Consider the following 22,474-nt stretch of genomic DNA (forward strand, 5'->3'; position numbering starts at 1 on the left):
CACCAAATCTGGCTCATCAATTTTCTGACATTAATTTCTCAAATAAACTTCGAGTAATTTCTACCATCAATCAATGAAAATAATTTCGACTGATCAACTAGTAAAAATCCACACAAGTTGTTCTTCACAATCTCTTAATGATCTTCTTGCTGATTCGTCACCAGCAAGCTAGGTCGGCTATATTACGCTTTATTTCTAAAGTGTCAACTAGTAATTCAAATTATTTTAGACTTTCTTTCTAAAACCCAACTCAATCAATCTTAACTAAGTCACTGTTTTATTAGAAGTTTTAATCTTCATCACCGCCGATGGATGTGCATTCTACAGCATTTCTTACCCAACGCAACACCTTTTTTGAATTATTATTTTTATACGTCTATTTTTTAGTCATTTTGCATTTTTTTATTCATTTTTTGTTCAAATTTGCTTTAATAGTCGCAATTCTAAGACTACAGAGGATGTTTTTTATTTATCATCGCGTCTAATCGCCGTTTTAATATAAAAACTCCCAGGATTTTTTATGCATCAATCTTCTTATCTATATGTAGGTATGTTTTTAATTGCATGTTCTACACACCTTAATGCCCAAGATGTGGAAACATCGACGACAGATACAAATACAACGAATACTGTTCCACATGATTCACGTACTGCTGCTGCCATAAAAAAACTAACTGTAAATGCCAATGCCGCACAATCAGAGGATGACAAAGATCCGTTTCAGCCATTGAATCGTCAAGTTTATGCAATGAACGATTACTTAGATATTCATATTGCTCGCCCCTTAGCTGTGCAATATGTTGAAAAGACACCAAAGGATGTGCGTGATTCTTATCGCTTATTTCGTAAAAATTTAGGAGAACCTTGGAATGCCTTTAACCAGCTCATTCAAGGGCGCCCTGTTCGTGCAGCACAATCACTTGGACGCTTTACTGTAAACACACTAACAACACTTGGCTTTGCTGACCCCGCAAGTCGTTTAGGTTTGACTACTGAAGATGAAAATTTCGGTGCGACCTTAGGATATTACGGAATCCCATCAGGCCCATATATTGTTTTACCAATTTTTGGCCCAAGCACTATTCGTCAAACAGTTGGTCTAGCTGTAGACAGTCAAGGCCGTCCACAAAAATATATGCTTGATGGACATGATGGCGCTTATTGGACAGAACAGACTTTACGTGGTGTTGATGCGCGCTCACAACTTTTAGATATTGATAGTGCAATACAGGGAGATAAATACTCACAAATTCGCGATATTTATCTACAACGATTGAGCTATTCGATTGCTGAAAAGAAAGGTATTGCTGAGGAAAATTTATTTATTGGCGATGAAGATGACAATTTTGATGATGAAGATACATCTATAGACAATACAGATGAGACGACTCAACAGAATCCAGATGATGTCATTAATGAAGATAATGATGTGACAGAATAAATATTTTTTTTCAATTGGCTGGTGGGTTTTTTCCTCCAGCTAGCATTTGCTTGTTATAGTACATCTTATTGTATGTCGTTGGATCGTTCTTATTCTTTATGTATTTCATTCAGCCTACTCGTGATATTCCATATTTAGATCAGGTACTTGATGCGCTTCCTAGCGTGCAAATGATTCACATTGAAGATCTAGATTTATATGACCCAACCATCATTGCAATTGCAGATGTCGCCGATTACCTGCATTATAAATGGACAATTCCCACAATAGTACTGGCCTTCGAACATGAAGGTGCTGCTCTTGCTCAAGCATGGCAACAAGGCGCGCTTGCTGGCTGGGTTTGGGATCATATTCCAACTAATCTACAAGATGCTCTTAGCCAAATTGACGCGCAATATAAGCGTAATCAAGACAGCCGTGATCTACCCTCTGCTGCTGAATTACAAAAAAGATTGCTCCCAAATCCCATTGAACTCAAAAATTATAAAATTGAAACTTTCTTTCAGCCATCTGCCTATCTGTCTGGTGATTGGTATGATTATTGGAAGTTAAATGATAAAGAAATTATTTTTTATTTAGCTGACGTTTCAGGTCACGGGGTTACGAGTAGCTTACTCACCTCTTGGATGGCTGCATTTCATGGACGTTCTAAAACCCCGCGCGAGTTAATTAAAAAACTTAACGGCATGCTTGTTCAGGAAAATATTGAAAAGCACATCACCATGATTGCAGGTACATTAAACCTTGAAACCCACGTTTTAAAGTGGTCAAGTGCTGGTCATTATCCTCCTGCTATCTTATTTGAACCAGGTCTACCTGCCCGTATTTTAAATACCAGTAGTTTCCCACTCGGTTTGACGGAAGACTTAGAAGTTGAAGAGTTTGAGTGCCAGCTTAATCGCTATACGCGCTTCGTCATCTGCTCAGATGGCGCACTTGAACCTTTCGATGGTGGCTTGAATGAACAGCTCGGTCAATTGGTGTATCACTTGCAAAATCAATCATTTCAAGCACCTGACCACGTCGCTGACGATATTGCAATCCTCAGTATACGACGAATCAATTAATCCAAAAATCAAATACTTAATGATAAGTCCTTATGCTTAAGTCGTTAGGCTACTTGAGTAAGCTGTAGCCCTATGGGATAATTTACTATCCTTTTCTGCAAATGGCATTTATATGTCAACAGGTCATGTTGAATATGCAAGCTTGAACGGAACGCATATTTTTAAGCTTATTGGCGAAGTGCGTGCCCAATCTTGTATTAGTCTAGACAAGCTACTCAACAAAATTGAACAGCAACAAAATGTAGTCGGTGCAATTGTAGATTTAACCCAAACTACATTCATCGATAGCACTGTGCTTGGTATTTTGGCAAAACTTGGTTTAAAGCTGAAACAAATCCACCACATCCAAGCGGTAATGTTATCCACAAACACCGACATCACCACGCTTGCAAACAGTATGGGCTTGGGTCAGGTTTTTGTTATCTTAAATTATTGTGGTGATCCAAAGGTTTGTACACGCGAACTGATGGAAGAACATATTACACATAACAATATGTTGAATACCGTTTTAGATGCGCATAAAACTTTAATGAAGTTAAATGAAAGCAACCAAAATATGTTTGAGCCATTGGTCAAACAACTGCAAAAAGAGCAGGAAAATCTCGACCAGACTCGCCAACAAAACGTCTAATTTCTAATAAAAACAACGGACTTTCTCCCAATGACCTTACTTTCTGTTGCACAAATGAATTCACAAAATGACATTGAAGATAATTTCAAGGTCATAGAATCATTGATGCAACAAAGCCAAGCACAAGGAGCAAGTTTAATTGTTTTTCCAGAAAATTTTGTTTGTTTCGCTGCAGGTAAACAACGTGAAACAGCTGCTCAGTTTGAAGTTATCCAACAAAGACTTGAGCAACTTGCACACCAATACCAACTTTGGATTATTGCTGGCACACTCCCATGCCCGTATCGTCCAGATGGCTCTATCATTGCAGATGGTCGTGTTCGAACAGTAAGTTTATGCATTAGTCCCGAACGTACTGAAGCTCGTTATGACAAAATTCATCTGTTTGATGTACAAGTTGGTGATGCTGTCGGAGGTTATCAAGAATCAAAATTTTTTGAACCTGGAACTCATACCGTTGTTGCAAAAACACCATTTGGCAATATTGGCTTAATGGTATGTTACGACCTACGTTTTCCTGAATTGGCTCTCAAGTTACATGCACAAGGTGCAAATATTTTGACAGCTCCCGCAGCATTCACCTACACCACAGGTGAGATGCATTGGCAATTGTTGTTACAAGCACGTGCAATGGACAGTCAATGCGCTGTTTTGGGTTCGGCACAACAAGGTTGGCATGGTGAAAAACGTCAAACTTGGGGTCACACGGGTGCTGCAAATAGCCGTGGTGAGTTACAAGAGATGATCCAAACCGAAGGTGCTGGCTTAATCACAGTACCTTTTGATTTAGTAGAACAAGTGAAAATCCGTGAATCTATGCCACTGATGCAACATCGTGTCCTCATCCAATACTAAGCCCTCAGTTACACGTTATATTTAAATAAATTACAAAAAAGCTGATTATTGTTTAAGCAAAATCCCCCACGATAGACAATTGATGGTTAATCACAGGGGTTTAATAATGACTTTAGAAAAAGCTGTATATACCGCAAAAGCAAAGGCAACTGGTGGCCGAGACGGCCGTGCAACAACTTCCGATGGACTATTAGATATTCCTTTAGCTGTGCCAAAAGTCATGGGCGGCACAGGCAATGGCAGTAATCCAGAACAATTATTTGCAGCGGGTTATTCAGCCTGCTTCTTAGGCGCAATGAAGTTTGTTTCTAATCGAGATAAAATTGCCATTCCTGCAGATGCTTTCGTCGAAGGTGAAGTCGGTATTGGACCAATTCCTACAGGTTTTGGTATTGAAGTCACACTACATATTCACCTTGAAGGCATGGATGCAGCAGAAGCTAAAAAATTAGTTGATGCAGCACACATTGTCTGTCCCTATTCGAATGCCACCCGAAACAATATTAATGTGACCTTAGATATTGTGACTTAAATCTAATACCAGCACAGCTTCGAACAACCTTATCCAATGTCAGTATGTTTTTAGACTCTAAATTTAAACATGCTGACAATATTCTTATCTATTACATCTCATTATTTCAGTGAAAATTTAACATGTCACTATCAGTAATTTTTACGGAAACATTTCAAAATACACACTAGCTTGCTAATATAAGAATGATTCTTATTAATATTTAAGTACATCTTTATATGTTTAAATCACTCCTACTCAGTGCACTACTATTAAGTGCTTCGTCTTTAACTTTCGCTGAATTAAAAATTTCGGAAAAAGTACGTCCTGAAATCAAATCACTGGTTAATCCTGACATTCAACGACTACCGCTCCCTCCAACGCCAGGCAACATCTCATTACCTGCATATGGTCAAGGCATAATTGGTTGGGGTACAGGCCCAGATGGTGCAGCAGCTCGCTTAGCCAATGTCACTAAAGCAGATGTAGAAAAATATAAAACTCAAGGTGTAACTTTAGACATGTTACAGGCTTGGCAAAAGTTTTATGAAAATGAAACCCGTCGAAATGCAGGTAACCCCACCGCCCCAATTCGTGCTGAACTGATGAAAAAAATTATCAGTTTATGGTAACGCTAATGTTCTAAACAGCCCGCGAAAGTGGGCTGTTTTTTTAAGATCAAACACTAAGAAACTAACTGATAAAGCATTTTTATAATTTATAAAAACGTTATATTGAGTCAATATAAATCAATCATGATAAAAAGTTCATTAATTACAGGGTTTAAAATGAAAAAAAATCTTTTCGATATTTACCATCTTTCTTGTATTTACAGCATGTAGCCAAACACCTGCTCCGGATTTTTCAGGAGAATGGAAACAAGTCCCTGAAACGGAAAGTCTGCGTAAATTAACGATTTCAAAACAAGGCGAAGACTATCAAATTAAAGATGAATTTTGGCTCAATAAAAACAATACTGAACGCACATCAAGTGCTGCTTCAGGCATCGCTGAATATGATCATGAGGTCTTAAAGTATAAAGATAGTCAGCAAATTGAATTAAAACTAACTGATCCAACACATCTCCCCCTGACGGACAAAGAATCTAATGCAGTTATTCAGTTCGAAAAAATAAACTAATCATTAAAAAAGCCTCGAAATATTTTTATTATTTCGAGGCTTTTTATCACACTTTTTTTTAGAAACTTTTATTCAGCAGCTTCATTCGTTACACGTAGCACTTCTTCAATCGTGGTCTTACCTGCAAGCACTTTACGTAAACCATCATCTCGAATAGAGCCTGCATTGGCACGTACATGATTTTCCAATTCAAATTCTGCCGCATTACTATGAATTAAACGACGCGTGTGCTCATCAATCGGTACAATTTCATAAATTGCTGTACGCCCCATAAATCCAGTGTGTGAACAATGTTCACAGCCTTTGGGCTGCGGCACTTGAACCTGTTCGGCATGTTCAATATTGGCAAATAATGATTGTTCAAATTCATCCGCATCATGCCAAGTGGCACAATGGCTACACAGCGTACGTACTAAACGCTGCGCCACCACGCCAATCAATGAGCTTGAGAGTAAGAACGGTTCAATACCCATATCTTTTAAGCGTGTCACCGCACCAATGGCTGTATTGGTATGTAGGGTTGAAAGCACCAAATGGCCTGTGAGTGATGCCTGAACTGCAATTTCCGCTGTTTCTAAATCTCGAATCTCACCAACCATCACCACATCTGGGTCCTGACGCAACATAGCTTTTAAGGCACGAGCAAAGGTCATATCCACTTTGGTATTGACTTGGGTCTGACCAATCCCTTCAAGTTGATATTCAATAGGATCTTCTGCAGTTAATATATTTTTTGAACCATCATTGAGATCAGACAGTGCCGCATACAAAGTGGTGGTTTTACCTGAACCTGTCGGCCCAGTGACCAAAATAATACCGTGTGGACGATGAACCAATTGCTTTAATCGGTCATAGTCATGTTGCATCAATCCCAAGTGAGTCATGTTCAATCGACCCGCTTGTTTATCCAATAAACGCATCACGACACGCTCACCGTAAGATGATGGTAATGTCGAAACACGTACATCAACTTCGCGCCCAGCAAGACGTAATGAAATACGACCATCCTGAGGAATACGCTTTTCTGCGATATCCAGTTTAGCCATGACTTTAATACGAGACACCAATAAAGGTGCAAGTTCACGACGCGGCTGTACAATTTCACGTAATTGACCATCGACACGTAAGCGTACTGAAAGTTTTTTCTCAAACGACTCAATATGAATATCGGATGCACCGACACGAATGGCTTCAGAGAGCAAAGCATTGATCAAACGAACAATCGGAGCATCGTCCTCTTGATCCATCAAATCTTCTGCTTCTGGAACAGAATCGGCTAGACTGAGTAAATCGGGATGATCTTCCAGGCCAGCTGCAACTTGTTGCGATTCACCCGTATCACCTGCAAAACTTGCGCTTAACAATTGGTTAAATTCTTGTTCAGTTGCCAATTGATGCTGTGCTGGATGGCCTAAATATCGACGTGCTTCTTGTAAGGCCAATAACGGTGTACTCTGACGACGTACAATAAATGCCTGATCACCCTCATATCGAAGCAAAACGCCATGCCGCTTGGCAAAACTATATGGTATTTGTAATTGTTTAAGTACTTGCATCACGCATTATAATGATGAAAAAAGTTGTTTTGAGTGTACTCTAAGCATCTGACAGCGTGAAGTCTGTTTTTAGGATTTATCAATTTAAGGGAAATGAACATTGCCATTAGAGAACGAAATCACTGAAAAAAGTAATCCAAAAATTAAATGGTGGGGTGAATATCACTTTGAACTTAATCATCCACAAAGTTGGCAATTTGGTTCTTTGCTGTTTCGTTTAACCCGTGGTATGCAAGAGTGGCGCATGGAATACCATCGTCCAACATTTCAGTTTGATTATGAACAACAGTGGCACCAAATCCACGATCCTGAATTCGGCTTTCCACAACCAGTGAAGATGGAACGTTATATGTTCCGTCAAACCCATGACAAAATTCAGATCATGCCGCGTTTGGCCGACCGTTCTGTGGTGATCAAACCTGTTGATCCTATATATATCCCTGCCGGTCAACGTGGAACCTTGTATATAAGTACACCACTTTGGATTGCAGGCTTCGTTGACCACTTAAAAGAACCGTTATTTGATCTACCGGTAATTTTACCCAAAGACACTTGGTTTGGCCCAAATCATCGTATGGGTGAAGTTTGCTATGCTACTGCTGTTGATGGTCGTACTGAATTAAAACAATTAAAGCCTCGTGCATTTCGTGCAGTAACCCCTATTGAGTTTCATAACACCAGTAATCAACAAATTCGCTTTGACCGCATGAACGTACCCGTACCTGCTTTACCCTTATTTTATAGTGAAAGTACTGGACGCTTATGGACATCGCAAATTCGTGTCGTCCATGAAAGTCATGACAAACCGCCTCGAGTGAAAATTGAAACGCGTACACCGCCACAAGCGGGTGATGTGATTTATCTACACCCACCTCGAGAGTCTGCAAATGTACTCTTTAATATGTTTGATTCATTCTTCTAAGGGCGTGATATGGCAGATTTAAGTATTTCAAAAGAGATCACCAGCAGCCTTAAAGGAATGGTGAGTAATTTAAACACCGATCGTTTAACTGAACTATTAGTTGCTGTATTACTGGCAGTTATTGGTTTTTTAATTGCACGGTTTATTTCTAATACCTTTATTCGCACTGTCGGCATGCGTTTCAACGCACACCAACAATTGGTCTGGCGTCGTGGTATTTTTTATTTTATTTTCTTAATTTTTGTTATGGCCAGTTTAAAAGAGGCTGGCTTTAAACTCAGCGTATTTTTAGGCGCAGCGGGTATTTTAACCGTGGCATTGGGTTTTGCCTCGCAGACATCAGCATCCAACCTCATCAGCGGGATGTTCTTGATTGGCGAAGGCTCATTTGAAGTTGGCGATACCATTCAACTGACCTTAATTCGCGGCCATACCATTGAAGGTGAAGTGATTTCCATTGATCTTCTTTCCGTCAAATTATTAACGCAAGATAATGTTTATGTGCGTCTACCGAATGAACAGTTAATACGAGCCCCAGTACACAATTTGTCGAAGTTTCCAATTCGACGAATTCCGATTACTCTCGCGATTAATTTCCATGAAGACATTATTAAAGTACGTGAAGTGCTTTTAGATGCCGTCAATAAATACCCTTTAGTATTGGCCGATCCAAAACCCGCAGTCACTGTAACAGCCTTTCGCGAATCATCAATTGAACTATTATTTGCGATTTGGTGTAAACGCGAAAACTTTTTACAAGTACGTGATGAAATGCAGGAACGAATTCGTAATGCATTTGTCGACAATAAGATTGAAATCCCAGTCCCTAAAATGGGCTTTGTCGATCATCCTCTTTCGACGCAAGCAGTTGATGCTGATATCGATCAATATTCCAATGCACAAGACATTAAACGTGAGCCAAATTTAAAGTAACCAACATTTTTATCTTTAAGCTTGGCCATATCGACCAAATAAAAAAGCCCTAATGCTTATACCATTAGGGCTTTTTTAAATTCAGATATTATTTTTTGACAGACTGACTTGATATCTGAGTATTATCATTCGGCATCGGTGCAATATATGCGATCAATAGCATGGCAAAGCCTGCCGCCATAAAAGAAATCACGCGCATTAAGGTGCCGACATGCGACAAATCGAGTAAGACTAATTTTAAAGTCACTAAAACCAAAATGCTGCCACCCAATAACCAAACTGGTCTCAATAGACGCTGACTGGCAAAACGCATACTAATAAGCGCCAAACTGACCCAAAGTACAGTAAAACTCAGCTGCACCGTGGCATCTGTCCAAATATCCAAGCTGTTATACGGGGTATCCAAATATATATGCAGCGCACGTAACATCACGTAGCTACTTAACCACAATAATCCCAATACACTGAGTATCGCCGCCCAACTTCGATCTAACCCAGCCTTAAGTTGTTGATTCAGCATCCATAAAAATGCCGCTAATAGCATTAAACTGATCACATCAAAGGGATTGAAGATTGGTAATACATAGCCCATAAAGGCTTGCTGACTATAGAGTTGTGAACAAATAATCCAAGCCAAACTTAAAAGCAAGCTACTGCGAGCCTGCCAAAACATTTTCCAGACATGTTCTTTGGCTTGCCAATAACACCATGCACAAAAGAGTAGCGGTAAAATCACGACACTGATGTATGGCATCGTTGAAAGAAGCGTCAAACTCGTCCAAGCCAAACTGGTTAAAACACCTAAGCTCACCCACTCTTTTTCTTCACGCACGCCTAAAAGCGGGCGCAGCCAAAGCACAGTCAATAACAGCCCCGCCAATGCAAAATAAACTTGCTCTGACACCGAATGCCAAAGCAATTGTCCTTGCTGACTGACTGAAACCACTTGATAAAATGCCATCGCATAAACTGGAATCAACCCCGTCCATTTGATGAGAGACCAACTCCATCCCGCTTGACGAAACAGCAAGAACTCATTCATCAAGGTATAAATCAGTGCCACAAACAACAAGCAAATCGCAAGTTGATACGAGCTATGCAAAGCATCCAGTAACAACACCATCAGCATTACCGTTGCTGAAAGCATTTGTAAACATTGAAATGCAATACTTGAACTAGAAAGCTGCCGATGAAAAGATGGCACTGCATGCGTTACGATAATCGCAGCCAAATAACTGAGACAGATGCCCCAATAGATTTCAGTTGGGAAACGTTGTAGCTCAATCACATAATATAAACTTGAGCAGCCTGCCATGACCAAAAGTGCCATGCCGAGATAGCGACTAATCGTCGACTGGCGGTACAGGGCAAAAATAAAGATCAGTGCGCCTTCCACGGCCCACCCCACTACACTCCATTGCTCAGGCAATAAAATCGGTGGTATCAGTGCTAAGAAAATTAAAGTGAGGCTGAGATAACTTTGCGCAATCACCTGAACGGTTTGACTCCGTTTACTCCATATATATAAAGCCGCAAAGACCGCAGCAAACAATAAGCTCAAACCTGCTTGCCATGTTGTTTCTTCAAAATACATCAAATACAAAGCCAAATATGCGACAACTGGTGCAGCAAAAATTAAGGCAATATCTAATGCAGGTTGATATTTAAAAGACGTCTCTTCCTGACTTTGCAATTGACTAAAACGGAACCCTAACCAAATAAAGATTGCCGCATGAGCTACTACCAACACGCTTAGGGTATTTCGTTCAGTGTTATAGCCGTGGTAAAAGGCATAACTCCCACCAATCAATGCCGTCATTAAAAAAGCGATTTGATTTAAATATTTCCACGGTCTTAAGCTACTCAATACCGCAACTGCGATATTGATCGCCAGATAATAAACAATCAACTCCGTCGCAGTGGCATCATGTACCGGCAAAGTAAATGGAGCAATGTAGGCAATCAACATTGCCATAATGGCTAATTCCACTGACTGCTGCTTCAAACTCAGCCAAATCGTCAGCAGCATAATCGCAATGAAGGCTCCACTGACAAGGCTAAAGCTCGCTATGACCAAATTGTAGTAAGCAAAAAATAGCGTCAGAAATAGTGCTGCCAGTCCTACCCCTTCCAAGGCCAAAGCGAAACTGCGGTTTTTCGGCTGCATCCAATAGCCAAGGACGACCACCACAGCACTGACGGCACTGACAATCAATAATTTGATAGCTAAACTTAATTGCCAATGTTCAGTGGCAAAACGTAATAAAAGCACTACACCAATAATCAAGACAACAACGGCAACTTTTAAAACAGGATTACCCTGAAATAACCACTGTTGAATTTGTGTAGAAAGATTAGGCGCTGCTGTGGATGTTGATGCCTGCTTGGAGTTATTGATCTGTTGATTTTGATGCTTGGCGGCACTGTCAGATGGTATTACCACCGACTGTGTTGTATTTGTTATTTCAGAATCATTGAAAGCTGCGGGATTTAAAGTTTCCGAATTCAAATCCAGCTGATTTGATGTTGGGTTAAGTGTTTGAGATTTAATTTGAGTATCAACAAGCTGAGTTACACGATGTTGTAAAGCATTCAGTTGCCGTTCTAAGCGTTTCAACCAACGTAAAAAGAAATACACCCACAAACTAATGCCTAAAGCGACCAGATAACTCAGCTCAAGCAGCAAACCAACCACTGTAATGATCGAAGCAATATAGAGCGGAATTTTAGACGTTGTCTTAATGGGCTGCAATTTTGCGCCAATCGTTTCTGCACCATGTTGCAAGTCATCGATATAATTCATCACACTGAGCATAAAGCCCGCACCACAGATGTAGCTCAACAAGCGAACATCAAAAAACCACGCTGCAATCCCTACCATAATGAGCAACAGCAACCAAATCATTTTTATTTCATTATTCTGTTTCAGCATACCTGCTTTCGTCATGATCCTGAATCCTTTGATGATACATGAGCCTGACAGATGCTCCGAACATATTCATCAGTTATTCGGTAAGTTGCATATACAATCTTGACTCAGCGTACAGGCAAAAAATCACGTACAATGAGAGTGTTTTCAGGATTAGGAAATTATCAATGCCACCATTTGTCTTGGTCGATGGCTCATACTTTTTATTTCGTGCGTACCATGCACTGCCACCATTAACCACTTCAACCGGTTTACACACCAATGCAATCCGTGGTGCCATTTCTGCCATCCAAAAATTAATGCGTCGTATACAACCGACGCATATGGCAGTTATTTTCGATACGCCTGAACCGACTTTTCGTCACGAACTGTCACCGATCTATAAAGGTGACCGTCCTGCGATGCCGGAAGAATTATCACAACAAATTCCATATCTTCACGCTTTAATTCGTGCACTGGGCATTCCCCTGCACATGCTACCGGGCGCCGAAGCCGATGACATTATCGGTACATTAGCCAAGCGCGCTGAAGCGGCGGGCCATCAAGTCTTGATTTCGACTGGTGACAAAGACATGGCGCAGTTGGTCACTGAACGAGTCACACTTGAAGATAGCTTCAAAGACAAACCGATGGATGTACAAGGTGTTTTTGATAAATTTGGTGTATGGCCAAATCAAATCATTGACTACTTAACCCTAATGGGCGACGCCTCTGACGGCATTATGGGTGTGCCGGGTGTCGGTGCAAAAACTGCGGCGAAACTATTAACAGAATACGGCTCAATTGGTGGCATTTTAGAAAATGTTGACAAAATTAAAGGTAAAGTCGGTCAAAACATTAAAGAACATGCTGACGGCATTGCGCTCGATCATCAACTTGCAAGCATTGTTTGCGATCTAGATATGGGCTTGAAATACGAAGATCTGAAACTAGCTGATCCAAATATTGCGGCACTACGTGATTTATATACTGAACTGGAATTCCGTAATCAACTGCAATCACTTGATCACCCCAACAATCCGAATGGCGCGACCTATAAACAAGCCGCTAAAGCCATCAGCTCGACAGCGACTGTAGCGAATGCACCTGAAGTTGAAGATCAGGCAGATAAAACCAGTGTCGATGATCAACTCGGTGAAGCACGCTATCATACAGTCCTCAACCAAGAAGATTGGGATATTTTATTCAAACGCCTGAGCACTGAAAAACGTTTTGCCTTTGATACAGAAACCACGAGTCTTGATTATCGCGTAGCGAAAATTGTAGGTTTCTCTGTGGCAATCGATGCACATGATGCCTATTACGTACCGCTTGCGCATGACTATGAAGGTGCACCACAACAACTAGATCGCGACACGATTTTAAATCAGATCAAGCCTTTACTCGAAGATGACAGCGTTAAAAAAATTGGTCACCATCTTAAATATGATGCACACGTATTAGAAAATCATGGCATTCATTTGGCAGGTTGGTATTTCGATACCATGTTGGCGTCTTATGTATTGAACTCTGTAGCAACACGTCATGGTATGGATGATGTCGCACGTTTATATCTCAGTCATTTGACCACAACTTTTGAACAAGTGGCTGGTAAAGGTGCGAAGCAAAAAACCTTTAACCAAATTGAACTGGAAACTGCTGCACACTATGCTGCTGAAGATGCGCATGTGACTTACCGTTTGTATGAAGTTTTGGATAAAAAATTACAAGCTCATCCTGAACTAATCAATATTTTACATAATATTGAAATGCCCGTTGCACGTGTACTCACATCAATGGAAGAAAATGGGATTGAATTGGACATGGATTTCCTTGACCAATTGGGCGTGGAATTCGCCAATACTATTCAAAATCTTGAATCAGAAATTGTTGATATTGCTGGACAAAGTTTTAATGTCAGCTCGCCTAAACAAGTGGGCGAAATCCTGTTTGATAAATTGGGCTTAAAAGGCGGCAAGAAAACTTCTACCGGTCAATACAGTACCAGTGAAAGTGTCTTAGAAAAAATTGATCATCCAATTACAGATTTGATTTTGGAATATCGCGGTTTATCAAAGCTGAAAAGTACTTATACCGATGGTTTGTTGAAACAAGTAAATAATGATACGCATCGCGTGCATACCAGCTATCACCAAGCTTTAACTGCAACAGGTCGTTTATCATCTACCGATCCAAACTTACAGAACATTCCTGTGCGTGAAGATATTGGCCGTCAAATCCGTAAAGCTTTTATTGCCCCTGAAGGTCGTATATTACTGGCTGCCGATTATTCGCAAATTGAACTGCGTTTAATGGCGCATTTCTCACAAGACCATGCATTGGTAGATGCGTTCAACCATGGGCAAGATGTACATAAACGTACCGCGGCTGAAGTATTAGGCATTCCACTTGATGAAGTGACCAGCAATCAACGTCGTCAAGCCAAAGCCGTGAACTTCGGTCTACTCTATGGTATGTCTGAATTTGGCTTAACACGTCAGCTTGGTTTTAGCCGTGAAGAATCACGTAGCTATATTGGTAAATATTTTCAGCGCTATCCAGGTGTTTTGGAATATATGGAACGCACCCGCCAAGTCGCACGTGAACAAGGTTTTGTTGAAACTATTTTAGGTCGTCGTCTGTATACACCAGACATTATGGCGAGCAACAAAATGGTCAAACAAGGTGCTGAACGTGCAGCAATTAATGCGCCATTACAAGGCTCAGCAGCGGATATCATTAAACTTGCAATGATTGCTGTCGATAAAATTCTACCGAAAGATCAAGCCAAAATGCTGCTCCAAGTACACGATGAATTGGTCTTTGAAGTGGAAGAATCCATTGCCGATGAACTTGCCGCAAAACTGACTGAAGTGATGCAATCTGTCTTAAAAATTTCCGTTCCACTGATTGTAGAAGTGGGCAAAGGCAATAATTGGGACGAAGCACATTAAGCTCAAAATTCCCTCTCCTCTCAGGAGAGGGTTAGGGAGAGGTGGAAAATTCAACTCATCTTTACTGAGCAGCAAAATTTGAAGCCATAAAAAAGGACGCCTCAGCGTCCTTTTTTATATTTATTCGATTAAAGGCCCGTTAAAAGGGTAATCGCCACTTGCTTCATGATAGTTTCAGCAACCAATAGTGCGAGAATCGCAAAGATGGGTGAAAGATCAATCATACCCATATTCGGTAAAATACGACGGAATGGTGCTAGTAAAGGTTCAGCCAACTCTTGAACAACTTCAATATAAGGCGAGCGTGACTGACTAAACATCACCACCCAACTCAAAATAATAGATGCAAAAATTAAGTAACGACAGAAACGGATCAAATCCTGAATCATCGTCACAAAGGTCATAATAATCAGATGAAACGGACTATTGACCGCCACACCGGATAGATACATTAGACCAAACATTTTCAGCAAATACAGAATCACCACCAACACTAAGGCCGCAGTATTAACCCGCCCTTTTGCCAAAGTGGGGAAAATTCGGCTAAAGATATCAACAATTTTTGTTGCTTTCGCTGTAGCCAAAACCACAGGGTTATATGGACTGACCGCAGCAAGCTGCATTAAAAAACGGAAAAATACGAGCAAAATTGCAACGTTAATAATGATTCCAAAAATTTGAGCAGAGCCCATACTTGAACTTTCCTAAATCAAATCGAATTATTTGGTGCTTTCGCTTAACTCTTGTGCCAACTCTTGACTACGTTTTTGTGCAGCAGCCAACGCAGTTTGAATATTTTGAGAAATCTGCGCGCGATCAAAAACCTCTAGCGCAGCTTGAGTCGTACCATTCGGTGACGTAACATTTTTACGCAGTTCTGCTGGGCTGTTTGCACTGGTAATGGCCATTTGTGCAGCACCTAAAGCCGTTTGTAAGGTCAAGGCCGTCGCGACTTTTTCATCCAAGCCCATGTTTTTACCGGCGCGAATCATACTTTCCATCATATAGAAGAAATAAGCAGGACCAGAACCTGAAACAGCTGTTACAGCATCAATCTGTGCTTCAGAGTTTACCCAAAGTGTTAAACCAGTAGAAGCCAAAACTTGACTTGCCAATTCACGGTCTTCGGTTGAAACAGCTGCGCCTGCATACAAACCATGTGCACCAGTTTGTACTAAAGCTGGGGTATTTGGCATTACACGCACAATACGGTCTGTTTCCAACAATTGAGCAATCGTTGCAATTTCCGCACCAGCAACAATTGAAATCACCAACTTACCTGCGAGTAGACCTTTTAATGGCGCTAAAACACTCGCCAACACTTGAGGCTTTACAGCAAACAAAACGATGTCAGCATCACGAATCGCAGCAAGATTGTCATCTGTTACATGTAAATCTTTTTCAGCCAAAAGTGCACGTACTTTTTCTACCGGATCTGAAACTGTAATACGTGTTGTCGGGACACCACGCGCAATCAGGCCACCAATTAATGCCTGTGCCATGTTACCGCCACCAATGAAACTGATATTACAATTTAAAATTGCGCTCATGATTGAAGATCCGATATTGCTGTTTTAGCGTTAAGAGATAAAGTTGGTAACCAGCCTGATTTTGTACAGTAATCCGACTGCGCTAACCAAAAGCCCTGAGGCGTAAAGACACCTAGCATAACATTATCTCGGCTTAATATTTGAATAGTATGACGCTGCCACGGAAAAATTTGCGCCTGCTGTATGGCTTTTTTCAGTGGCCAACTTCCGACACGACCATATAAATGGATTTTTTCCCCGCCAAGGCGTGGACTCAGTGTGAGGGGTTGATTCAACAATTTCGTTGAAAGCCCCATCGGGGAAGATTGAATTTGAAAACTTCCTGAGGCTAACGCTACGCTCTGCCCCATTTGAAAACTCAAAACAACAGATTTATTTTTAAGAGGTGATACTAAATAATCCGCTTTGGCCACACGATGAAGTTGCTGCTGAAAACGTACATAGTAAAAACCATTCCAGTGTAATGCTGCCTGCGAATCTTTTCGTGAAGCAATCACTTCCGTCATCAGTCGCTGTACCATATCAAAACTCGGGCGATACTGACTTCGGCCTTTCATCCAACTCGATAAAAGCTGACGTTGTCTTGGCGCTGTGAGTTGCTGTAAAGCATCAAGATTTAAAAGTTCTGCCGAACCACATTGTTTTAAATCATCATTTAAGACTTGCTGCAAAATTTCATCTGCATCTTGCATCAAATAACTGGTACGGCTCAGTGTCTGTTGCATTTTAGGAAAACGAGAACTGAGTACTGGCCACAATATTTCACGACTCCATGCACGGTCATATTCGGTGTCAAAGTTAGTGCTGTCTTGAATATTTTGCACATCAAGCTGCCCTGCCCATTGGCAAATTTGCTCATGAGATAGATCTAATAATGGCCGCCAAATGGTTAAATCATCACGTCTATCTAGCTTTTTCATGGCTGATAGACCCTGCACGCCAGCACCAGAAAGCAGGCGCAACATTAATGTTTCGGCTTGATCTTGCTGATGATGTCCCAAGACTAAAATATCTTGAGGATTCAAATGCTGCTGAAAAGCTTGATAGCGTGCAGCTCTGGCTTGATTTTCAAGATTACCATCTTCAACCTGAACCTTTTGAATAATGCATGGAATATTCAGCAGTTGGCATTGCTTCTGAACAAAGCCGCCCCATGCTGAACTAACATCTTGAAGTTGATGATCGATATAGACTGCCCGAATTTTATCAGGGCATAAAAACGACATAAGATGCAGTAGCAACATGGAATCCATGCCACCACTACATCCTATTAAAAACGTGCTGTGTTCAGGCAGTGCCTGAATTTGACTTAAGCAGTCAGCCCTAAATTGTCGCTGCCAAACTTCATTAAACGCTGATAACGCGCTTCGCATCGTTCGTTTGCATCCATCGGTTGCAATTCTTCCAGAGCCTGCTTCAATACGACTTTTAAATCCTGCATCACTTTTTCAGGGTTTAAATGTGCGCCTTCAGCTTCGTCCACCACATATTCCACAATACCGATTTTTTGTAATTTGTCGGCAGTTAACGCTAATGCTTCACTTGCTTGTTCCGCTTTTTCAGCAGTTTTCCACAAAATAGAGGCACAGCCTTCAGGTGAAATCACAGAATAAATACTATGAGATAGCATGATTACACGGTCAGCAACACCAATACCCAATGCGCCACCTGAACCACCTTCACCCAATACCGTTGCAACAACAGGTACTTTTAAAGATGAAAGTTGTGCCAAACTGGTCGCAATCGCTTCTGCTTGACCACGCTCTTCTGCACCTACACCTGGGTATGCGCCCATAGTATCAATAAAAGTAAACACCGGTAGATTAAAACGTTCCGCCATATTCATTAAGCGCTGCGCTTTACGGTAGCCTTCAGGATTACTCATACCGAAGTTGTGCTGTAATTTTTCACGGGTACTGCGACCACGGTGCTGACCTACGATCATGACTGGTTGACCATCTAGACGAGCCAAACCGCCTATCATCGCACCATCATCACCAAAGAGGCGATCACCATGCAAAGCATCGAACTCTGTAAAAATTTCGCCAACATAATCCAAAAACTGCGGACGTTCAGGATGACGTGCGATCTGAACCGTAGTCCAGGCTTTAGATTGAGCTGCTTTATTTTTCATAGGTCGATCATTATCCCTAACTTAACTATCTGTTAATTGATAAATTGTTCCGACTGAATATTCAATTCAATGTCCCAATGTTTAAATTGCAGCTGCTCATCATGCAAGTCCGCAACCAACAAAGGCCACTGTTTGGCATCACCAGAAACACTTAGTTGCCATTGTTGCGCATTGTCCACGCTCAATTCAATGGCAGGAAGCATCTCATCGCTACGACTATGATTCAGTAAAACTGCTAAACGAAGCAATAGACATAAGTACACAAGTTTGTTACCACCGACTTTCATCACATCGACACGTGCATCACCACGTAACTTACGGCGATGGTGTGCAACCAAATGTGACAAATGGTTTTGATCAATTTGTGAAAAACCTGGAATGTCTGAATGCTGTAACAAATATGCACCATGACGATGATAGCCACTATGACTAATCGCCAAACCAATCTCATGTAAATAAGCTGCGCGGCGCAGTAAATCACTGTCATCACTGGTTAAGTTCAAAGCAGTAGCGACACCATTAAACAGTTGCTGTGCCGTATTCACCACGCGTTCAGCTTGTTTAGTATCTGCATTATAGCGACCCATTAATGCATGCACAGAACGATCACGAATATCTTCATGTTGGAAGCGCCCCAAAAGGTCATACATCACACCTTCACGTAATGCACCATCGGAGTAAACCAATTTATCAATACCTAATACATCAAACACTGCATACAAAATGGCAATCCCTGCTGGCAAAACTGCTCGACGATCTTCTTTTAGACCTTCGAACTCCATTTCACTGACATGTTTGTATTTGAGTAATTTATCTTTGAGTTTAAATAAGCCGTCGCGGGTCAATTCTTCTTGGTCATTGCTCCAACCCATGTTGACACAAATCTGACGACAAGCCTTAATAGTACCGCTTGAACCCACAACGGTATCCCAACCTGCTGCCTTGTAGGTATTGGCAATACCTGCAATTTCTTTACGCGCTGCATTCACTGCACGATCAAAGCTTTTCAGGCTAATTTCACCATCCACAAAAAAGGCTTTAGTAAATGCTACACAGCCCATCTGAACAGATTCAGTGTGAATCGGCTCAAATTCCTCACCGATAATCAGTTCAGTTGAACCACCACCAATATCAATTACCAATCGACGACCACTATTTGCCATCGTGTGAGAAACACCTAAATAAATCAGACGTGCTTCTTCACGTCCAGCAATAATTTCAATTGGTTTTGGTAAGATTTCAGCGGCTTTTTGAATAAATTCATGACCATTCTTGGCTTGTCGCAAAGCATTGGTGGCCACAATACGTAAACGATTGGCTTGAACAGGACTCAAACGCCCAACAAATCGTGCTAAACATGCCAAACCACGTTGCTGAGCTGCCTCTGTTAAATTCTTATTTTCATCGAGACCAGCTGCAAGTTGAACTTTTTCTGACATTGATGCAACTTTTTTAACTTCCCCATGATCGACACGTGCAATGGCTAAGTGGAAGCTGTTCGACCCCATATCGATGGCAGCAAGTAATTCTTCATCAATTAAAAAATCAGACATTATTTGAAAAGACCTGTTCAGAATTGCACTTAGATTAATTCACATACATGCAATTTAAAAGCCATTTGTGCTATTCAACATCGGATCTTCATAATTTTTCGCGTATCACGCCATAGCAATACACGATCATCGGCATCGTGATCATCCATTAGACAAACTCACCATTCAGGTTGAAAATTTACATAACCCCCTACATTGTTATAGTTGGCTATGTAATACTTATAAGTATAGAGTCAACTTAAAAATTAATTCCGGAGCAAAATCCATGTCTGGCAATATCGTAAACACGACTGATGCAAACTTCCAAACTGACGTATTAGAGTCAGATACTCCTGTTCTTGTAGACTTCTGGGCTGGCTGGTGTGCTCCTTGTAAAGCTATCGCGCCTGTACTTGAAGTACTTTCTACAGAATTTGAAGGCAAAGTAAAAATCGTAAAAGTGGATGTAACTTCTTGTGAACAAACAGCCGTGAACTACAACATCCGTAACATTCCGGCTTTATTGATGTTCAAAAATGGTGAAGTTGTTGCGACTCAAGTGGGTGCTGCGCCAAAATCAAAATTAACAGCTTTCATTGAAGAAAATATCTAATATTTTCTCTAAGATAAAGCATAAAAATACGCTGTCTGATGCAGCGTATTTTTTTTGTCGATAAATTGACAAATCCTTGATTCTCTCTTATATTGCTTAGTCAAGAAATAAAGGATCTCAAATCCTGTCATTTTCTTACAACACACAACACATAAAATGCCGCTCGGCAACAGAATTGTTTTTCACATATCTCTTCAAATAACGAATCAGATCTCTGAATTGTTTTGTGCAAATCAATTGCTATCGTTTATTGCGTGATTGCGGCAAATTGTTGCTCCCTTTTCCAACTGTACCTCAGAATTTTAGATTCTATCTGATCACCTATGAACTTAACCGAACTTAAGAAAAAACCGATTGGCGAACTCATCAAGATTGCCGAGTTTATGGGCCTCGAAGGAATGGCTCGTAACCGTAAGCAAGACATTATTTTTGCCATCTTAAAGCGCCATGCGATGAACGGCGAAGAGATTTTTGGTGATGGCGTTCTAGAAATTCTGTCGGACGGCTTTGGTTTCTTACGCTCTGCAGCGGGTTCTTACCTAGCCGGCCCTGACGATATCTATGTGAGTCCATCACAAATCCGTCGCTTTAACTTACGCACAGGTGACACAATTACCGGTACGATTCGCCCACCAAAAGAAGGCGAACGTTATTTTGCACTATTAAAAGTTAATCAAATTAACTACGACACACCTGAAAATTCACGCAACAAGATCCTTTTCGAAAACTTAACGCCTTTATTCCCGACTGAACAATTGGTTATGGAATTAGGTAATGGTACGACTGAAGATTTAACTGCTCGTGTGGTTGACTTGGTTGCACCGATTGGTAAAGGCCAACGTTCAATTATTGTTGCACCGCCAAAAGCGGGTAAAACAATGTTGCTGCAAAACATTGCGCAATCGATTGTTCGTAACAACCCTGAATGTTTCTTGATTGTCCTTCTTATTGACGAACGTCCTGAAGAAGTGACTGAAATGGAACGTACTGTTCGCGGCGAAGTCGTTGCATCAACATTTGATGAATCTCCAGCGCGTCACGTTCAAGTCGCTGAAATGGTGATTGAAAAAGCAAAACGTCTAGTTGAACACAAGAAAGATGTCGTGATTCTACTTGACTCAATTACCCGTCTTGCCCGTGCTTACAACACTGTGATCCCATCATCAGGTAAAGTATTAACGGGTGGTGTGGATGCTCATGCCTTAGAACGTCCAAAACGTTTCTTCGGTGCTGCACGTAATATCGAAGAAGGCGGTTCACTGACTATTATTTCAACTGCTTTAATCGAAACTGGCAGTAAAATGGATGAAGTGATTTACGAAGAATTCAAAGGTACAGGTAACCAAGAGATTACGCTTGACCGTCGCATTGCAGAAAAACGTGTGTTCCCTGCGATGAACATCAAGAAATCTGGTACTCGTCGTGAAGAACGCCTAATGTCTGAAGACAATCTACGTAAAGTGTGGATCTTACGTAAACTGCTTCATACTCAAGATGAACTTGCGGCAATGGAATTCTTGCTTGATCGCATGAAAGAAACCAAAACCAATGATGATTTCTTTGATCAAATGAAACGCAAAGCATCAAACTAAGTTTGATGCTTTGAAAAGAAGGCCATCTATAACGATGGCCTTTTTATTTGGTTGACTTTATTTACACAATAAAACAATCGAATTGCAATCATGTAAACTTATTTTCAAGTTGATGATTTTGAAAATATTATGAGA

The 22,474-nt window shown here is 40.8% G+C and carries 18 protein-coding genes; 11 read left to right on the forward strand and 7 right to left on the reverse strand.

Going from position 1 to position 22,474, the window contains the following annotated elements; all coding sequences use genetic code 11:
- Positions 1 to 520 precede the first annotated feature (520 nt).
- From FTV09_RS09625 to FTV09_RS09650, 6 genes are all read left to right on the forward strand, one after another.
- On the forward strand, positions 521 to 1,441 hold the full coding sequence (locus tag FTV09_RS09625; protein WP_180058187.1) for a VacJ family lipoprotein: 921 nt from the start codon (positions 521 to 523) through the stop codon (positions 1,439 to 1,441).
- A 98-nt stretch (positions 1,442 to 1,539) separates the two neighbouring features.
- The gene (gene gigA / locus FTV09_RS09630) at positions 1,540 to 2,508 is read left to right on the forward strand and encodes an RsbU family protein phosphatase GigA (protein WP_067763422.1); all 969 of its coding nucleotides are present in this window, start codon (positions 1,540 to 1,542) and stop codon (positions 2,506 to 2,508) included.
- 112 nt (positions 2,509 to 2,620) lie between these two features.
- A complete protein-coding gene (gigB, locus tag FTV09_RS09635; RefSeq protein ID WP_180058188.1) occupies positions 2,621 to 3,139 on the forward strand; it encodes an anti-anti-sigma factor GigB in 519 nt (172 codons plus the stop codon).
- A 30-nt stretch (positions 3,140 to 3,169) separates the two neighbouring features.
- Positions 3,170 to 3,994, forward strand: a complete 825-nt coding sequence (locus tag FTV09_RS09640; protein ID WP_180058189.1) for a carbon-nitrogen hydrolase family protein — start codon at positions 3,170 to 3,172, stop codon at positions 3,992 to 3,994.
- Positions 3,995 to 4,100: 106 nt separating this feature from the next.
- Positions 4,101 to 4,526 (forward strand): organic hydroperoxide resistance protein, encoded by a 426-nt coding sequence (locus FTV09_RS09645; protein WP_067763428.1) that lies wholly within the window; start codon positions 4,101 to 4,103, stop codon positions 4,524 to 4,526.
- A 218-nt stretch (positions 4,527 to 4,744) separates the two neighbouring features.
- Positions 4,745 to 5,137, forward strand: a complete 393-nt coding sequence (locus FTV09_RS09650; protein ID WP_180058190.1) for a DUF4951 domain-containing protein — start codon at positions 4,745 to 4,747, stop codon at positions 5,135 to 5,137.
- Between the two features lie 576 nt (positions 5,138 to 5,713).
- Here the strand turns inward: FTV09_RS09650 and gspE are convergent.
- The gene (gspE, locus tag FTV09_RS09655; protein ID WP_180058191.1) at positions 5,714 to 7,201 is read right to left on the reverse strand and encodes a type II secretion system ATPase GspE; all 1,488 of its coding nucleotides are present in this window, start codon (positions 7,199 to 7,201) and stop codon (positions 5,714 to 5,716) included.
- A 100-nt stretch (positions 7,202 to 7,301) separates the two neighbouring features.
- Here gspE and FTV09_RS09660 point away from each other — a divergent pair, with 100 nt between their 5' ends.
- Together FTV09_RS09660 and FTV09_RS09665 are read left to right on the forward strand one after the other, a co-directional pair.
- Positions 7,302 to 8,123 carry a hypothetical protein gene (locus FTV09_RS09660; protein ID WP_180058192.1) on the forward strand — a complete coding sequence of 274 codons (822 nt, stop codon included), beginning with the start codon at positions 7,302 to 7,304 and terminating at the stop codon, positions 8,121 to 8,123.
- Positions 8,124 to 8,132: 9 nt separating this feature from the next.
- Complete coding sequence (locus FTV09_RS09665) at positions 8,133 to 9,056, forward strand: mechanosensitive ion channel family protein (protein WP_067763438.1); 924 nt, start codon at positions 8,133 to 8,135, stop codon at positions 9,054 to 9,056.
- 88 nt (positions 9,057 to 9,144) lie between these two features.
- Here FTV09_RS09665 and FTV09_RS09670 read toward each other — a convergent pair whose 3' ends face one another.
- A complete protein-coding gene (locus FTV09_RS09670; protein WP_373685014.1) occupies positions 9,145 to 11,871 on the reverse strand; it encodes a DUF2339 domain-containing protein in 2,727 nt (908 codons plus the stop codon).
- A 281-nt stretch (positions 11,872 to 12,152) separates the two neighbouring features.
- On the opposite strand from FTV09_RS09670, the gene polA reads away from it, so the two are divergent.
- The gene (gene polA / locus FTV09_RS09675) at positions 12,153 to 14,918 is read left to right on the forward strand and encodes a DNA polymerase I (RefSeq protein WP_180058193.1); all 2,766 of its coding nucleotides are present in this window, start codon (positions 12,153 to 12,155) and stop codon (positions 14,916 to 14,918) included.
- A 128-nt stretch (positions 14,919 to 15,046) separates the two neighbouring features.
- Here polA and FTV09_RS09680 read toward each other — a convergent pair whose 3' ends face one another.
- From FTV09_RS09680 to ppx, 5 genes are read right to left on the reverse strand one after another with little or no spacing between them, the layout of a single operon-like run.
- Positions 15,047 to 15,610, reverse strand: coding sequence for a YggT family protein (locus FTV09_RS09680; protein ID WP_067763442.1), 564 nt, complete (start codon positions 15,608 to 15,610; stop codon positions 15,047 to 15,049).
- A gap of 27 nt (positions 15,611 to 15,637) precedes the next feature.
- Complete coding sequence (proC, locus tag FTV09_RS09685; RefSeq protein WP_180058194.1) at positions 15,638 to 16,468, reverse strand: pyrroline-5-carboxylate reductase; 831 nt, start codon at positions 16,466 to 16,468, stop codon at positions 15,638 to 15,640.
- Entirely contained in the window at positions 16,465 to 17,841 is a 1,377-nt protein-coding gene (gene tilS, locus FTV09_RS09690; RefSeq protein ID WP_180058195.1) for a tRNA lysidine(34) synthetase TilS, read from the reverse strand. Before tilS ends, proC begins: the two co-directional genes overlap by 4 nt.
- Positions 17,778 to 18,602 carry an acetyl-CoA carboxylase carboxyltransferase subunit alpha gene (locus tag FTV09_RS09695; protein ID WP_180058196.1) on the reverse strand — a complete coding sequence of 275 codons (825 nt, stop codon included), beginning with the start codon at positions 18,600 to 18,602 and terminating at the stop codon, positions 17,778 to 17,780. Before FTV09_RS09695 ends, tilS begins: the two co-directional genes overlap by 64 nt.
- A gap of 32 nt (positions 18,603 to 18,634) precedes the next feature.
- Positions 18,635 to 20,155, reverse strand: a complete 1,521-nt coding sequence (ppx, locus tag FTV09_RS09700) for an exopolyphosphatase (RefSeq protein ID WP_067763450.1) — start codon at positions 20,153 to 20,155, stop codon at positions 18,635 to 18,637.
- A 265-nt stretch (positions 20,156 to 20,420) separates the two neighbouring features.
- Between ppx and trxA the strand changes: the two genes are divergently transcribed.
- Both trxA and rho read left to right on the forward strand, forming a co-directional pair.
- The gene (trxA, locus tag FTV09_RS09705; RefSeq protein ID WP_067763452.1) at positions 20,421 to 20,747 is read left to right on the forward strand and encodes a thioredoxin; all 327 of its coding nucleotides are present in this window, start codon (positions 20,421 to 20,423) and stop codon (positions 20,745 to 20,747) included.
- 323 nt (positions 20,748 to 21,070) lie between these two features.
- Entirely contained in the window at positions 21,071 to 22,339 is a 1,269-nt protein-coding gene (gene rho, locus FTV09_RS09710) for a transcription termination factor Rho (protein ID WP_067731074.1), read from the forward strand.
- Positions 22,340 to 22,474: the final 135 nt, after the last annotated feature.

Origin of the sequence: Acinetobacter sp. YH12227, from assembly GCF_013417785.1 — a bacterium.
GTDB classification, from domain to species: Bacteria; Pseudomonadota; Gammaproteobacteria; order Pseudomonadales; family Moraxellaceae; genus Acinetobacter; species Acinetobacter gandensis.